Source organism: Cereibacter sp. Soil_C_27, from assembly GCF_057657095.1.
Genome location: NZ_JBDGJD010000001.1, coordinates 485,392 through 498,894 on the forward strand (window position 1 = coordinate 485,392; position 13,503 = coordinate 498,894).

At 69.0% G+C, this 13,503-nt stretch carries 17 protein-coding genes and 1 tRNA gene; 6 read left to right on the forward strand and 12 right to left on the reverse strand.

Going from position 1 to position 13,503, the window contains the following annotated elements:
* The first annotated feature begins 102 nt into the window (after positions 1-102).
* Entirely contained in the window at positions 103-1,266 is a 1,164-nt protein-coding gene (locus tag AC3A5Z_RS02400) for an alpha-hydroxy acid oxidase (protein WP_487517806.1), read from the forward strand.
* A 129-nt stretch (positions 1,267-1,395) separates the two neighbouring features.
* Here AC3A5Z_RS02400 and AC3A5Z_RS02405 read toward each other — a convergent pair whose 3' ends face one another.
* A complete protein-coding gene (locus tag AC3A5Z_RS02405) occupies positions 1,396-2,538 on the reverse strand; it encodes an MFS transporter (RefSeq protein WP_487517807.1) in 1,143 nt (380 codons plus the stop codon).
* Positions 2,539-2,762: 224 nt separating this feature from the next.
* Here AC3A5Z_RS02405 and AC3A5Z_RS02410 point away from each other — a divergent pair, with 224 nt between their 5' ends.
* Together AC3A5Z_RS02410 and AC3A5Z_RS02415 are read left to right on the forward strand one after the other, a co-directional pair.
* Positions 2,763-3,374, forward strand: coding sequence for a 50S ribosomal protein L25/general stress protein Ctc (locus AC3A5Z_RS02410; protein WP_107664308.1), 612 nt, complete (start codon positions 2,763-2,765; stop codon positions 3,372-3,374).
* A 91-nt stretch (positions 3,375-3,465) separates the two neighbouring features.
* Positions 3,466-3,852 (forward strand): ester cyclase, encoded by a 387-nt coding sequence (locus tag AC3A5Z_RS02415; protein ID WP_487517808.1) that lies wholly within the window; start codon positions 3,466-3,468, stop codon positions 3,850-3,852.
* Between the two features lie 2 nt (positions 3,853-3,854).
* On the opposite strand, the gene hmuQ is transcribed toward AC3A5Z_RS02415, so the two are convergent.
* A complete protein-coding gene (gene hmuQ, locus AC3A5Z_RS02420) occupies positions 3,855-4,169 on the reverse strand; it encodes a heme-degrading protein HmuQ (protein WP_487517809.1) in 315 nt (104 codons plus the stop codon).
* A 164-nt stretch (positions 4,170-4,333) separates the two neighbouring features.
* Between hmuQ and pth the strand changes: the two genes are divergently transcribed.
* The gene (gene pth / locus AC3A5Z_RS02425) at positions 4,334-5,065 is read left to right on the forward strand and encodes an aminoacyl-tRNA hydrolase (protein ID WP_487517810.1); all 732 of its coding nucleotides are present in this window, start codon (positions 4,334-4,336) and stop codon (positions 5,063-5,065) included.
* On the opposite strand, the gene AC3A5Z_RS02430 is transcribed toward pth, so the two are convergent.
* A complete protein-coding gene (locus AC3A5Z_RS02430) occupies positions 5,062-5,826 on the reverse strand; it encodes an NAD kinase (RefSeq protein ID WP_487517811.1) in 765 nt (254 codons plus the stop codon). The genes pth and AC3A5Z_RS02430 overlap by 4 nt on opposite strands.
* A 193-nt stretch (positions 5,827-6,019) precedes the next feature.
* Here AC3A5Z_RS02430 and glyA point away from each other — a divergent pair, with 193 nt between their 5' ends.
* Positions 6,020-7,315 carry a serine hydroxymethyltransferase gene (glyA, locus tag AC3A5Z_RS02435; protein ID WP_487517812.1) on the forward strand — a complete coding sequence of 432 codons (1,296 nt, stop codon included), beginning with the start codon at positions 6,020-6,022 and terminating at the stop codon, positions 7,313-7,315.
* A gap of 43 nt (positions 7,316-7,358) precedes the next feature.
* Here glyA and AC3A5Z_RS02440 read toward each other — a convergent pair whose 3' ends face one another.
* Positions 7,359-7,730, reverse strand: coding sequence for a hypothetical protein (locus AC3A5Z_RS02440; RefSeq protein ID WP_487517813.1), 372 nt, complete (start codon positions 7,728-7,730; stop codon positions 7,359-7,361).
* Between the two features lie 94 nt (positions 7,731-7,824).
* Here AC3A5Z_RS02440 and AC3A5Z_RS02445 point away from each other — a divergent pair, with 94 nt between their 5' ends.
* Entirely contained in the window at positions 7,825-8,592 is a 768-nt protein-coding gene (locus AC3A5Z_RS02445) for an alpha/beta fold hydrolase (RefSeq protein WP_487517814.1), read from the forward strand.
* Here the strand turns inward: AC3A5Z_RS02445 and AC3A5Z_RS02450 are convergent.
* From AC3A5Z_RS02450 to AC3A5Z_RS02485, 8 genes are all read right to left on the reverse strand, one after another.
* Positions 8,589-9,098, reverse strand: a complete 510-nt coding sequence (locus AC3A5Z_RS02450; protein ID WP_487517815.1) for a cytochrome b — start codon at positions 9,096-9,098, stop codon at positions 8,589-8,591. The two genes, AC3A5Z_RS02445 and AC3A5Z_RS02450, sit on opposite strands and share 4 nt — an antisense overlap.
* Positions 9,099-9,125: 27 nt before the next feature.
* Positions 9,126-9,302, reverse strand: coding sequence for a CTP synthetase (locus tag AC3A5Z_RS02455; protein ID WP_487517816.1), 177 nt, complete (start codon positions 9,300-9,302; stop codon positions 9,126-9,128).
* Between the two features lie 158 nt (positions 9,303-9,460).
* Positions 9,461-9,536, reverse strand: a tRNA-Ala gene (locus AC3A5Z_RS02460).
* Positions 9,537-9,603: 67 nt separating this feature from the next.
* Positions 9,604-10,269: a sulfotransferase family protein gene (locus AC3A5Z_RS02465; RefSeq protein ID WP_487517817.1), complete on the reverse strand. Its 666-nt coding sequence runs from the start codon at positions 10,267-10,269 to the stop codon at positions 9,604-9,606.
* Between the two features lie 421 nt (positions 10,270-10,690).
* Positions 10,691-11,638: a 2-hydroxyacid dehydrogenase gene (locus AC3A5Z_RS02470; RefSeq protein ID WP_487517818.1), complete on the reverse strand. Its 948-nt coding sequence runs from the start codon at positions 11,636-11,638 to the stop codon at positions 10,691-10,693.
* Positions 11,635-11,970: a tRNA-binding protein gene (locus AC3A5Z_RS02475; protein ID WP_107664319.1), complete on the reverse strand. Its 336-nt coding sequence runs from the start codon at positions 11,968-11,970 to the stop codon at positions 11,635-11,637. The genes AC3A5Z_RS02470 and AC3A5Z_RS02475 overlap by 4 nt, the downstream gene beginning before the upstream one ends.
* Entirely contained in the window at positions 11,967-12,788 is an 822-nt protein-coding gene (proC, locus tag AC3A5Z_RS02480) for a pyrroline-5-carboxylate reductase (RefSeq protein ID WP_487517819.1), read from the reverse strand. Before proC ends, AC3A5Z_RS02475 begins: the two co-directional genes overlap by 4 nt.
* Positions 12,789-12,819: 31 nt before the next feature.
* Positions 12,820-13,320: a type III secretion system chaperone family protein gene (locus AC3A5Z_RS02485; protein ID WP_487517820.1), complete on the reverse strand. Its 501-nt coding sequence runs from the start codon at positions 13,318-13,320 to the stop codon at positions 12,820-12,822.
* Between the last annotated feature and the right edge of the window lie 183 nt (positions 13,321-13,503).

Here is a 13,503-nt window from a genome sequence, read left to right on the forward strand (position 1 = left end):
CGGCGCAAGCCGACCGCGGCCCCGGCGAGCCGCAGAAGCGGATTGATCTGCATCGGGGCAATTGGTAAGGAAATATGACCGATCCAGCGCAGAGGGGTTCCCATGGCCGTCGTCACCTGCATCGAAGACCTGAAGCGGATGCACCGCCGCCGGGCGCCGAAGATGTTCTTCGATTACTGCGAGAGCGGCAGCTATACCGAGCAGACCTTCCGCGACAACTGTTCGGACTTCGCGGCGTTGCGCCTGCGGCAGAAGGTGGCGGTCGACATGTCGGGGCGGTCCACCGCCAGCGAGATGATCGGGCAGAAGGTCTCGATGCCGGTGGCGCTGGCACCGGTGGGCATGACGGGCATGCAGGCGGCGGATGGCGAGATCAAGGCGGCGCGGGCGGCGGAGGCCTTCGGCGTGCCCTACACGCTGTCGACCATGTCGATCTGTTCGGTCGAGGATGTGGCGGCGCATACGACGAAGCCCTTCTGGTTCCAGCTCTACGTGATGAAGGACGAGGAGTTCGTCGACGGGATGATCGCCCGGGCCAAGGCCGCCAACTGCTCGGCACTGGTGCTGACGCTGGATCTGCAGATCCTCGGCCAGCGGCACAAGGATCTGAAGAACGGGCTCTCGGCGCCGCCGAAGCTGACGCTGCCGGTGATGCTGGACCTCGCGACCAAATGGGGCTGGGGGCTGGAGATGCTGAAGACGAAGCGCCGGTCCTTCGGCAATATCGTCGGCCATGCCAAGGGGGTGGGCGATACCTCGAGCCTGATGAGCTGGACCTCGGAACAGTTCGACCCGCATCTCGACTGGGGCAAGATCGCCCGCATCCGCGACCAATGGGGCGGCAAGCTGATCCTGAAGGGGATCCTCGACGCCGATGACGCGCGGCTGGCGGCGGATTTCGGCGCCGATGCGATCGTGGTGTCGAACCATGGCGGGCGGCAGCTCGACGGGGCGGTCTCGGCGATCCGCATGCTGCCCTCGATCGTGGCGGCGGTGGGCGACCGGATCGAGGTGCATATGGACAGCGGCATCCGCTCGGGGCAGGACGTGCTGAAGGCGCTCGCGCTGGGGGCGAAGGGCACCTATATCGGCCGGTCCTACATCTATGGGCTGGGCGCGATGGGGCAGGAGGGGGTTCGGCAGGCGCTGGAGGTGATCCGCAAGGAGCTGGACATCTCGATGGCGCTCTGCGGCGAGAAGAGTGTCACGGCGCTCCGGCGGGAGAACCTGCTGGTGCCGCGGGGGTTCGAGGGCGACTGGGCCTGAGGGCGGGGGAAATTCTTCTGCGAAGAATTTTCCCGTCAGGAGAGGGGCAATTCTTCTGCGAAGAATTGGGCAGGACGGCTGGCCGCGTGCGCGGGGCTGGCCTGCGCTTGTGTCGGGAAGGCGCCGGGATCAGCCGCGGCGGGCCATGAGCGGGGCGAGGATCAGCACGCTGAGGAGCGCCAGTGCGGCAAAGCCGAAGGCGGCGCGCAGGCCGAAGGCGCCGGCGATGAAGCCGAGGGTCGGCGGGCCGAAGAAATAGCCGAAATAGCCGAAGAGCGTGGCGCGGGCCACGGCGCGGGCACGGGCCTCGGGGGCGGCGTTGCGGCCGACCATCGAGAAGGCCGTGGGGGCGATGACCGAGGCGCCGAGCCCCATGACGATGAAGCCCGCATAGGCCATCGGCGGGCTGACGGCCGAGGCGGCGAGCACGGCGCCGAGACCGGCGGTGAGCGCGCCGCCGCGCAGCAGCTTCGCCGGGCATATGTGGGCGATGATGCCCTGGCCGGCGAGCCGGGCAAGCCCCATGGTGATGGCGATGACCGCGGGGCCGAGGCTGCCTTGGGTGGGCGAGCCGCCGAGCGTGCGCTCGATATGCAGGGCCGACCAGGATTCGGCGGCGTTTTCCGAGAGGAAGGCGATCATCACGATGGCGCCGCCGATCAGCGGGCCGAGCCCAAGGGCGCTGTGGGCGGCGCCGTTCTGCCGGGTGAGGCCGCGGATGGTGCCGTCGCGCTCGAAGGCGGCGAGGGCGATGAGGCCGGCGGTGAGGCCGGTGACGACGAGGATCATGCCGGGGGTCCAGCCGGCGCCGCGGGCGAGGCCGGTGCCGAGCGCGGCTGCGGCATAGGAGAGCGAGTAGACGGCGTGGCAGAGGTTCATCAGGTGCAGGCCGCGCTCGTTTTCCAGCACCGCGACGCGGGCGTTCATGAGGACATCGAGCGTGCCGGTGGTGGCGCCGCAGGCGGCGAGGGCAAGGGCGAAGACCCAGAGCGTCGGGGAGAGGCCGGGGAGCAGGAAGGCCGCAGCCATGGCGAGCGTCGCCGCCGGCAGGGCGAGACGGCCGAGCAGCGTGCCGGTGTGCGGCGCGGCGAGCATGGCGCTGACGGCGGCGATCGGGGCGGCGAGCATCAGGAGGCCCAGTTGCGCCTCGGTCACGCCGAGCATCGCCTTGGTGTCGGGCAGGACGGCGGCGAAGCTGCCCCAGACGAGGCCCATCGCGGAGAAGGACGCGAGCGGGGCGCGCGCGATGCGGGCAGGGGCGAGGAGGGACATTGGAGACTCCGGTTGAGCCCCGGTCTAGCCGAGACTGCGGGCGGGGTGAAGGACGGGAGCGGCGCGGCAGGGGCGGAATCCGGCCCCCGTGGCGGATTTCCTGCAGCGATTGCGGGAGGGGCGCGCGTTTGGCGCTTCCCTTGGGGGGGATTCTGCCCTATAGGCCCGGTTCGCGCGCCCATGCACCCTTGGAGGATGGGGCGCTTTACATATGGAGAACCTCAATGGCTGGTGAAATCCCTGATTTTCACGCCGAGGTACGGACGGGGACAGGCAAGGGGGCCGCTCGTCAAGCTCGTCGTGAGGGCTACGTACCCGGTATCGTTTATGGTGGTGGCGCGGAGCCGCTGTCCATCAACATCAAGTACAACACGCTGCTGAACCGGCTGAAGAAAGGCCGTTTCCTCCAGACCCTGTTCAACCTGAAGGTTGAAGGGCAGGAAGACGTGCGCGTGATCTGCCGCGGCGTCCAGCGCGACGTGGTGAAGGACCTGCCGACGCATGTCGACTTCATGCGCCTGCGCCGCACGAGCCGGGTGAACCTGTTCATCCACGTGACCTTCGAAAACCATGCCGACGCCCCCGGGCTGAAGCGTGGCGGCACGCTCACCGTGGTGCGCCCGGAAGTCGAGCTCGACGTGCTGGCCGGGGAAATCCCGGATCACATCACCGTCGACCTGACCGGCAAGAACATCGGCGATGTCATCCACATCCAGGATGTCGTGCTGCCGGAAGGCGTGGTTCCGACCATCGACCGGAACTTCGTGATCGCCAACATCTCGGCTCCGTCGGGGCTGCGGTCGGCGGACAATGAAGAGACCGCCGAAGAGGCCTGAGCCTTTTCGACAGGACGTTTCGGGGAACGCGGGGGCGAAGGCTCCCGCGTTTTTCATTTGCGGGGGCGGGGGCGCGCGATAGGGTCGGCGGATGGACCGGAACGCCCTTTGCACCCTTTACCACGGCTACCTCGACTGCCTGAACCGGCAGGACTGGGCCGTGCTGGGACGGTTCGTGCATCCCGAGGTGCGGCACAACGGGCGGGCGCTGGGGCTGGCAGGGTATCGCGCGATGCTCGAGGGCGATTTCCGCGCCATTCCCGATCTCGTCTTCCGGATCGAGCTCCTGCTGGCCGACCCGCCGCAGGTGGCGAGCCGGCTGGCCTTCGACTGCACCCCGGTTGGGGAGCTGTTCGGGCTGGCGGTGAACGGCAGGCGGGTGCGCTTTGCCGAGAACGTGTTCTACGCCTACCGCGACGGGCTGATCCATGACGTGCGCTCGGTCATCGACACCGGGGCCATCGCAGCGCAGCTGTGAGCTCAGGCGGCGATGTGCTGGACCGAGGCGAAGATCTCCAGCTCCGGCGGGCCGGCGTAGAGATCGGCATTGCCGCCCGCGCCGCGATGGGCGGTGCGGAAGGCCTCGGATTTGGTCCAGGCGGTGAAGGCCTCTTCCGACTCCCAGAGGGTGTGCGAGGCGTAGAGGGTGTGATCCTCCTTCGAGGGGCCGCGCATCAGGTGGAAGGAGACGAAGCCCGGCACCTGCGGCAACTGGCTGTCGCGGTTTTTCCAGACCGTCTCGAAGGCGGTCTCCTGCCCGGGTTTCACGCGGAAGCGGTTCATGGTGAGATACATCGCGGCATCCTTGGGCTGAGGGGGAAGGGCTGGCGGAGGCTGGCCGCCGCACTGTGGCGCGCGCCTGCCGGCAAGGTCAAGACTTGCAGGGCAGGAGGGGCGCCCGTAGATAGCTCGGGCGGCTTTCACGGAGCCTTTCACAGGGCCTTTCACGGAGCATCGGCATGAAACTCTTCGTCGGCCTCGGCAATCCCGGCGCGAAATATGCGGGCAACCGGCACAACATCGGCTTCATGGCGGTGGATGCCATCGCGGCGGATCACGGCTTCGGGCCGTGGAAGGCGCGGTTCCGCGGGCTGGTGAGCGAGGGGCGGCTGGGGGGCGAGCAGGTGATGCTGTTGAAGCCCGAGACCTTCATGAACCTTTCGGGCCAGTCGGTCGGCGAGGCGATGCGCTTCTACAAGCTGACGCCTGCCGATGTGATGGTGTTCCATGACGAGCTGGATCTGGCGCCGGGCAAGCTGAAGGTGAAGCAGGGCGGCGGCCATGCCGGGCACAACGGGCTGCGCTCGATGCATCAGCATATCGGCGAGGCTTACGGGCGGGTGCGGCTGGGGATCGGCCATCCGGGGCACAAGGATGCGGTGGCCAACTATGTGCTGAGCGATTTCGCCAAGGCCGAGCAGGGCTGGCTGGACGATCTGCTGCGCGGGATCTCCGATGGTGCGGCGCATCTGGCCGAGGGCGATGGCGCACGGTTCCTGAACATGGTGGCGCTGCGTGTGGCGCCGCCGCGCAGCTCGACCGGGACGCGGCCGGAGGGCGGGGCGAAGCCGAAGCCGGAGGGCAGGGCGAAGCCGGAGGGTGAGACGAAGCCGGAAGCCGGGGCGCCGGAGCCTGCGGCGGAGCCCGACACGCGCAATGCGTTGCAGCGGCTGGCGGATCGGTTCCGCTAGACGAATTGCTCGCGGATCAGCCGTTCCTCGAGCCCGTGGCCGGGATCGAACAGGATGCGGTGGCGGATCTTGGGTTCGGAGCGGATCTCGACCGAGATGACGTCGCGCACCGAGCGGCCATCGGCATCGGCCATCACCGGGCGTTTTTCAGCATCGAGCACGTCGAAACGCACCAGCGCCGTCTTGGGCAGGAGCGCGCCGCGCCAGCGCCGGGGGCGGAAGGCGGCCATGGCGGTGAGCGCCAGCACATCGGCGCCGATCGGCAGGATCGGGCCATGGGCGGAATAGTTGTAGGCCGTCGATCCGGCGGGGGTGGCGACCAGCGCGCCGTCGCAGACGAGTTCCGGCAGGCGCACGCGGCCATCGACCGAGATCTGCAGCCACGCCGCCTGCGGGCCGGCGCGCAGCAGCGAGACCTCGTTGATGGCGAGCCGGTGATGCACCTCGCCGCTGTCGGTGACGGCGGTCATCGCCAGCGGGTTGATGACCTCCTCCACCGCCTGCGCCACGCGGTCGGAAAGGCCGGTGGGCTGGTAGGCGTTCATCAGGAAGCCGACGGTGCCGCGGTTCATGCCGTAGACCGGGATGTCGAGGCTTTGCGTCTCGTGCAGGGTCTGCAGCATGAAGCCGTCGCCGCCGAGCGCCACGATGACATCGGCCTCGGGCAGCGGGCACTGGCCGTAGCGCGCCACCAGCTGCGCCAGAGCCTCCTGCGCGACGGGCGCGGGACTGGCGGTGAAGGCGATGCGCAGATGCGCCATGAGGCAGTCTCCGTCAGGTTGGGGCCCAGTCTTGGCGGGCGGGGCGGGCAAACTCAACCCCTGCCGTGGGCCGTGCGGGGCCGTCGCGCAAGCCGATTTCGCGCAAACCGGGTCATGCGTCGTTTTCTTGCCTTTCTGTAGCGCAAGGGATGCTCTAAATACCCCCAACCCCGCATCCGATCAGGAGACGCCCATGAACGCCCCGCACCGCGACGCCGGCTTTTTCACCGAAAGCCTGTCCTCCCGTGACCCCGAGCTCTATGCCTCGATCACCGGAGAGCTCGGCCGTCAGCGCGACGAGATCGAGCTGATCGCCAGCGAGAACATCGTCAGCCGCGCCGTGATGGAGGCGCAGGGGTCGGTGATGACCAACAAATATGCCGAAGGCTATCCGGGCAAGCGCTATTACGGCGGCTGCGACTGGGTCGACGTGGCCGAGACGCTGGCGATCGAGCGGGCCAAGCAGCTGTTCGGCTGCGACTTCGCCAACGTGCAGCCGAACTCGGGCAGCCAGGCGAACCAGGGCGTGTTCCAGGCGCTGATCAAGCCGGGCGATACCATCCTCGGCATGGGGCTGGCCTCGGGCGGGCACCTGACGCATGGGGCGGCGCCGAACCAGTCGGGCAAGTGGTTCAACGCAATCCAGTATGGCGTGCGCCAGCAGGACAACCTGATCGACTACGATCAGGTGGAGGCGCTGGCCAAGGAGCACAAGCCGAAGCTGATCATCGCGGGCGGCTCGGCCATTCCGCGGCAGATCGACTTCGCCAAGTTCCGCGCGATCGCCGACATGGTGGGCGCCTATCTCATGGTGGACATGGCGCATTTCGCGGGTCTGGTGGCCGGTGGCCAGCATCCCTCGCCCTTCCCCTACGCCGATGTCGCGACCACCACGACGCACAAGACCCTGCGCGGGCCGCGCGGCGGGATGATCCTGACCAACAACGAGGAGATCGCCAAGAAGGTGAACTCCGCGATCTTCCCGGGCATCCAGGGCGGGCCGCTGATGCATGTGATCGCCGCCAAGGCCGTGGCCTTCGGCGAGGCGCTGCGTCCCGAGTTCAAGAGCTATGCCGCGCAGGTCGTGAAGAACGCGCAGGCGCTGGCCGACGAGCTGATGAAGGGCGGGCTCGACATCGTCACCGGTGGGACCGACACGCATGTGATGCTGGTGGACCTGCGCCCCAAGGGCGTGAAGGGCAATGCGACCGAGAAGGCGCTGGGCCGGGCGCATATCACCTGCAACAAGAACGGCATCCCCTTCGACCCGGAGAAGCCGATGGTGACGAGCGGCGTGCGTCTGGGCACCCCGGCGGGCACGACGCGCGGCTTCGGCGAGGCCGAGTTCCGCGAGATCGGCCGGCTGATCGTCGAGGTGGTCGACGGGCTGGCGGCGAATGGCGAAGAGGGCAATGCCGAGGTGGAAGCCGCGGTGAAGGCCAAGGTCGAAACGCTCTGCGGGCAGTTCCCGCTCTATCCGACGCTGTGAGACCGGCAGGGCGCGGAGGCCAAGCCCGCCGCGCCCGCCCAGACTAAAGCTCGCCGCGCAGTTTCATCGCCATGGCGAAGAGCCCGCCGACCACGAGCACGATCAGCAGGGTCGAGGCGGCGAAGTTCAACAGGAACATGCGCCAGCGGTCCCAGCGGTTCACCCCCGAAAGATAGCGCACGCAGATGTCATAGGCGCCGGCCACCGACTCGTGGTCGAGCTGCAGCAGGAGCCTGGGGTTCTGCGCCAGCTCCGACGCCTCGGCCAGCCGTTCGGCGGAGCGGCGCACCTTGCGCGGCAGGCGCCTGCCGCCACTGCGCAGCTTTTCCGGCAGGCCCTTGCCCCGGATACGCAACCGTTCTTCCATCAGCCCGGCCACGCGGGCGGCCATCTGCTGTATCGTTACTGCACTCATCTGCGCCTCGCTGTCTTCGCCCGGAGATTAGGCGGCGGCCGCGCCGTCTTCAACTGCTCTGGCCGTTGGGGGAGCGAGCGGCTATGAAGAGGGCATGCTGACCACAGTGATCCACCCCGCCGAGCGGCCCTCGGGCCTTCCCCCTCTGCTGATCGCGCATGGCCTGTTCGGCTCGGCGCGGAACTGGGGGGTGATCGCACGCCGGCTGGCCGAGAGCCGCGACGTGCTGGCGGTGGACATGCGCAACCACGGCACGAGCCCCCGGTCGGAGGTGCACCGCTATCCCGAGATGGCCGCCGATCTGGCCGAGGTGATCGAGGCGCATGGCGGGCTGGCGGATGTGGTCGGGCATTCGATGGGCGGCAAGGCCGCGACGATGCTGGCATTGACGCGGCCGGAGCGGGTGCGGCGGCTGGTGGTCGCCGATATCGCGCCGGTGGGCTATGGCCATGACCAGCGCCAGCATATCGACACGATGGAGGCGCTGGACCTCGCCGGCGTGACCACGCGCGGCGAGGCGGACCGGCGGCTGGCGGCACTGCTGGACGATGCGGGCCTGCGGGCCTTCTTCCTGCAGTCGCTGGATCTGAAGGCAGACCCGCCGCGCTGGCGGCTGAACCTGCCGGTGCTGCGGCAGGAGATGCCGCAGATCCTCGGCTGGCCCGAGGTGTCGGGACAGTTCGACGGGCCGGTGCTGTTCCTGAGCGGGGGCGAGTCGCGCTATGTGCTGCCGGAGCATCGCGAGACGATCCGCGGGCTGTTTCCGGCGGCGCGCTTTGCGAAGATCCCCGGGGCAGGGCATTGGCTGCATGCCGAGAAGCCGCGCGAGTTCGAGGAGACGCTGCGGGTCTTCCTGTCCTAGTCGCGCGGCAGGCGCATCCGCTCCATCAGCCCGTCGCGCATCACGAATTTGTGCGCCAGCGCCCCCAGCACATGCACGCCGACCAGCGCGAGGATCAGAAGCTTCAGATCGGCATGCAGCGCCCCCGCGAGCGGGATGCCCTTGAACCAGGCGACGGCGCCGCTGGCAGGCACCACGAAGAGCGCAAACAGCAGGAAGACCTGCGTCTCGGTCGCGACGAATTGCGCGAGGCTCTTCTCGCCGGTGTCGAGCGGCGAGATCGGGCCGGGGGTGCCATGGGTGAAGCGCAGCACGATGCGCCAGATCACCAGAAGCCCGATCACGAGGCCGACCGCCACATGCAGCCAGGCGAGCAGGCTGAAGCCCGGGTCCTCGCCGCGCTGCTGCGCCTCCCATGTCCAGCGCATCGGCGCGTTGAACAGGAACTGGAAGACGACGAGCGCCGCGACGATCCAGTGCAGCCGGATCTGCATCGGCGAGAAGGCGGCGGGTCTGGCTTTGCGCATGACGGATCCTTTCGCGCTGACGCGGACTCAGGCCAGCTTGCGCGCGATGATGGCGCTGACCGGCACGGCCAGCACGAAGCCAATTGCCGCAGCCAGGAGGATCGGCTGCAGGCTGTCGTAGCCGGTGGTCAGGGCGATCACGATCCCGACGCCCATCAGCGTGGTCGAGATCATCGAAAACAGGATCATGGTCAGGCGCAGCATGTCAGCCTCCGCAGGGATTGTCTGCACGCATCCTGCCGAGCCGCGGGACGGCGCGATTTGATGCGGATCAGGCGGAAGGGGAAATTTTGCGGGCCGCGGTGGGGGTGCGACAAAGGGGCGCCCCCAAGCGGGGTGCGGCAGGCGGACGGAGGGAAATCTGGTGGAGTCGAGGGGGATCGAACCCCTGACCTCGTCATTGCGAACGACGCGCTCTCCCAACTGAGCTACGACCCCAACGGGCTGTTATCTGGCCCAGCCGCCGCCGGATGTCAAGAGACTGTCCTGCGGCGTTTTTCGCGGCTCAGCGCGCGGCGGCATCGTCGAAGCCATAGCCGAAGCGGGCGATGTCCTCGGCGCAAAGGCTGGCGATCAGCGCGGCATCGGCCTGGGAATAGTAGCCGCGCCAGTCGGGCAGGCGGGCCGAGTCGTTCACCCGCGGCAGGGGCGAGAGGCGGAAGCCGAGATGTGTCTCGAAGGGGGCGAGGTCTTCGGCGAGATGTTCGAGCCGCAGGTAGAGGCTGGCCCGCTCCACCCCGTGGCGGTCGCGCAGATAGGCCGAGGCGGGCCAGAGCCGGAAGCCGGTGCGGGTCTGCGGGTGGTTGAGGAAGGCCGAGAAGCCGTGGCTCTTGGCGAGGCCGACGGCGGGATGGGCGAAGCTCTGGCCGCGGAGCCAGTGGTAGTAGCTGACCGCCCGGTCCCAGGGGTTGCGGACGATGGCGGTGGTGAAGAAGATCTCGATCTCGGCATCGGTGAGAAGGCCCGCGATATCGGCGAGGGTCGAATGCTTCCAGAGCCGCCCCATCGCCTTGACGCCCCGCAACCTGCCGCGCCGCGCTCGGGCTTTTGGCGTGTCGCCGATCAGGATGTCGTCCTTCCTCGCCCGCCGCTCCAGCGCCAGCGACAACGCGGTGCCGCCGGTCTTGGGGATATGGACGAAGATGAAGCGGCGCCCGCGAGAGATGATCATCGCGGGGGCCCGGGCCGGGGGGAGCCGGGCTTGGGGGCATCGAGCCCCCGCGCCCGGCGCTGCCGCGGGAGAAACGGCTGCGGTGCGGAGCGGGTGGGGAGTGCGGCGCGCCGCGGTGGGGCGGCGGATGCCTCCGGCGGGGATCGTTGGGCGAAGATGAAGGGCGGGGAGGAGGCGGATGGGCGGCGCGCGCGGGTGGTGGGCGCGGGTCCGAAGGATGCCCGACGCGGGCGGAGGGTGGGTTTGGCGGGAGACCTTGACCGGGTACGCCCCGGTTGGGCGGCGGATGCCTCCGGCGGGGATATTTGGGCGAAGATGAGGGGCGGTGCGGAGCGGAGCCTTCCTTGGGGGGCTGGCCCGTTGCCCCGGCGCGCAGGGGACGCCTTTGGCGGGGGGAGGGGGGCCAGCGGGGGAAGCATGGTCAGACCGGGTGGGGCGGGTCGCGCCCGTCGAAGAAGGCGGTGAGGTTGTCGAGCGCCATCATCCCCATGGCTTCGCGCACGTCGAGCGCGGCGGTGCCGAGATGCGGCAGGAGGGTGACGTTCTCCATCGCAATGAGCGCTTCGGGCACGGTGGGTTCGTGCTCGTAGACGTCGAGGCCGGCGCCGGCGATGCGGCCCTGTTGCAGCGCCTCGATCAGCGCCGCCTCGTCGACGATGTCGCCGCGGGCGATGTTGATGAGCAGGGCGTGGGGCCGCATCCGGGCCAGCGCCGCCGCGTCGATCAGGTGATGCGTGGCGGGGGTGGCGGGGACGGCCACGACGACGATATCGGCGGCGAGCGTCTCGGCCAGATCGGTCTGGCGGGCGGGCAGGCCGGGGTCGGCGACCGGGGAGCGGTTGAAGAAGCGCACCTCCATGCCGAAGCCGTGGTGGCAGCGCCGGGTGATGGCCTTGCCGATCCGGCCCATGCCGATGATGCCGAGGCTGCGGCCGGTGACATGCATGCCGAGCATCTGCGTCGGGTGCCAGCCCTGCCATTGGCCGGAGCGCACCAGCCTCTCGCCCTCGCCGGCGCGGCGGGCGGTCATCAGGATCAGCGTGAGGGCGATGTCGGCGGTGGCGTCGGTGACGGCGCCGGGGGTGTTGGTAACGGCGAGCCCGGCGGCGCGGGCGGCGGCGATGTCGATATGGTTGGTGCCGACGCCGAAATTGGCGAGGATGCGCGCCTTGGGCGCGGGCACGTCGGCGAAGACCTCGGCGCGGAAGAGATCGCCCAGCGTCGGCAGCACCGCGTCATAGTCGAGCGCGGCGCGCAGTTCCGCCGGGGTGAGCGGTGTCGTCTCGGGTCGCAGGGTGACGTCGAAGCGGGCGCGGGCGGCCGCGATCACCTTCTCGGGCAGCGGGCGGGTGATGAGGAGCCGGGTCAAAACAGCCGCCCTCCATCGGGCACCGCATGGTCGGGGCCGATCAGCACCACCTCGCCATCGGCATCGGGCACGCCCAGCACCAGCACTTCGGAGAGCACCTTGCCGATCTGCCGCGGCGGGAAGTTCACCACCGCCAGCACCTGCCGCCCGATCAGCGTCTCGGGCGTGTAATGCCGGGTGATCTGCGCCGAGGAGCGTTTCTCGCCCAGATCGCCGCCGAAATCGACCCAGAGCTTGAAGGCGGGCTTGCGTGCCTCGGGGAAGGGTTCGGCGCGGGTGATGCGGCCGACGCGGATGTCGAGCTTTGCGAAATCGTCGTAGGTGATGCTCACTGGCCGAGCTCCCGTCCGCGGTCGGCGGCGGCCTTGACGGCGCGGCGCAGCAGGGGGGGGAAGCCGGTCTCCGGGTCCATCAGCACCTTCAGCGCGGCGGCGGTGGTGCCGCCGGGGGAGGTCACGTTGATGCGCAGCTGCTCGGCGCTGTCGGGGGCGCGGTGGGCGAGCTCTCCCGCCCCGGTCACCGTGGCGCGGGCGAGCTGCATGGCGAGCGCGGGCGGCAGGCCCTCGGCCTCGCCCGCGGCGGCCAGCGCCTCGATCAGGTGGAAGACATAGGCCGGGCCCGAGCCGGAGACGCCGGTCACCGCGTCGATCTGCGCCTCGGTCTCCAGCCGCACGGTCTGGCCGACGGCGGAAAGCAGCGTCTCGGCCAGCGCCACCTGCTCGGCGCTGGCGTGGGCATTGCCGATCAGCGCGGTGATGCCGCGGCCCACGGCGGCGGGGGTGTTGGGCATGGCCCGGACGATTGGCGTCCCGGCGCCCAGCACGGATTCGTAATGCGCGATCGAGGTGCCCGCGGCCACCGACAGGAACAGCGTGCTGCCGTTGCCCAAGGCGGTGAGTGTCGGCAGCGCCTCGGCCATCATCTGCGGCTTCACCGCGATCAGCACGATGGCGGGAGAGGCGGGCAGGCCCTCGTTCAGCCGCAGCCCCTTGGCGGCGAGGCCGCGCAGCCAGTCGGAGGGATGCGGATCGGTGACCCAGACCGCCGACAGCGCCAGCCCCCGCCCTAGCCAGCCCTCGAGCAGCGCCGAGCCCATCTTGCCGCAGCCCAGGAGCCCCAGACCGCGGCGGTTCACCTCTGACAGTTCCATTCGTTCCCCCGGGACAGATCCGGGGGTCAGACTAGGCGCGGCCGTAAGCCTCTGCAATGGCGACATTCATGGCGTCGGCGGGGGTATGTTCGGCCCAGGCGACCATCTGGAAGGCGGGGTAGAACCGCTCCGCAGCCATCACCGCGTTGCCGATCAGCCGGTCGATCTGCTCGGCACCGGCGATCTGCCCGCCCGAGAGCAGGAGCCCGTAGCGCCAGACCATCAGCTTCTGCTCGGCCCAATAGGTGAAGGCGCCGGTCCAGACCATGTCGTTGCAGCGGTTCAGCACCTCGTAGAGCTCGCCCATCCGGTGCGTCGGCGGCTCCATCTCGAAGGTGCAGATCAGCCGCAGCGTCTCGTCCTGCGGCGACCAGGCGAGGGTGAGCGAATAGGTGCGCCACTGGCCCTCGACGGCCATGGCGATCTGGTCGTCGGTGAGCCGGTCGAATTCCCAGTCGTTGTGTTCGGCCAGCGTCTCGACGATGTCGATCGGGTGGATGTCGGTTGACAGGAAATCTTCGGATAGCGACATTGCCCGGCCTCTTCATTAAGCCCCAAACTGGGCAGTTACCCACAAGCAGCGGGGCACCCGGCAAGCAACGGCGTTCACCGGGTGCTGCCCATACTAGATATGGTGTGGCCAAAGGGGAAGGCTGTAAAGCGCTTTCTCGCGCGATCTTCTGTGGATGAAATGGGTGTGGTGCGTGTAGCGTGA

Bases quoted from the DNA above. Each gene is read 5' to 3' on its own strand.
- AC3A5Z_RS02400 (WP_487517806.1), top strand. From the start codon at position 103: ATGGCCGTCGTCACCTGCATCGAAGACCTGAAGCGGATGCACCGCCGC.
- AC3A5Z_RS02405 (WP_487517807.1), bottom strand. From the start codon at position 2,538: ATGTCCCTCCTCGCCCCTGCCCGCATCGCGCGCGCCCCGCTCGCGTCC.
- AC3A5Z_RS02410 (WP_107664308.1), top strand. From the start codon at position 2,763: ATGGCTGGTGAAATCCCTGATTTTCACGCCGAGGTACGGACGGGGACA.
- AC3A5Z_RS02415 (WP_487517808.1), top strand. From the start codon at position 3,466: ATGGACCGGAACGCCCTTTGCACCCTTTACCACGGCTACCTCGACTGC.
- hmuQ (WP_487517809.1), bottom strand. From the start codon at position 4,169: ATGTATCTCACCATGAACCGCTTCCGCGTGAAACCCGGGCAGGAGACC.
- pth (WP_487517810.1), top strand. From the start codon at position 4,334: ATGAAACTCTTCGTCGGCCTCGGCAATCCCGGCGCGAAATATGCGGGC.
- AC3A5Z_RS02430 (WP_487517811.1), bottom strand. From the start codon at position 5,826: ATGGCGCATCTGCGCATCGCCTTCACCGCCAGTCCCGCGCCCGTCGCG.
- glyA (WP_487517812.1), top strand. From the start codon at position 6,020: ATGAACGCCCCGCACCGCGACGCCGGCTTTTTCACCGAAAGCCTGTCC.
- AC3A5Z_RS02440 (WP_487517813.1), bottom strand. From the start codon at position 7,730: ATGAGTGCAGTAACGATACAGCAGATGGCCGCCCGCGTGGCCGGGCTG.
- AC3A5Z_RS02445 (WP_487517814.1), top strand. From the start codon at position 7,825: ATGCTGACCACAGTGATCCACCCCGCCGAGCGGCCCTCGGGCCTTCCC.
- AC3A5Z_RS02450 (WP_487517815.1), bottom strand. From the start codon at position 9,098: ATGCGCAAAGCCAGACCCGCCGCCTTCTCGCCGATGCAGATCCGGCTG.
- AC3A5Z_RS02455 (WP_487517816.1), bottom strand. From the start codon at position 9,302: ATGCTGCGCCTGACCATGATCCTGTTTTCGATGATCTCGACCACGCTG.
- AC3A5Z_RS02465 (WP_487517817.1), bottom strand. From the start codon at position 10,269: ATGATCATCTCTCGCGGGCGCCGCTTCATCTTCGTCCATATCCCCAAG.
- proC (WP_487517819.1), bottom strand. From the start codon at position 12,788: ATGGAACTGTCAGAGGTGAACCGCCGCGGTCTGGGGCTCCTGGGCTGC.
- AC3A5Z_RS02485 (WP_487517820.1), bottom strand. From the start codon at position 13,320: ATGTCGCTATCCGAAGATTTCCTGTCAACCGACATCCACCCGATCGAC.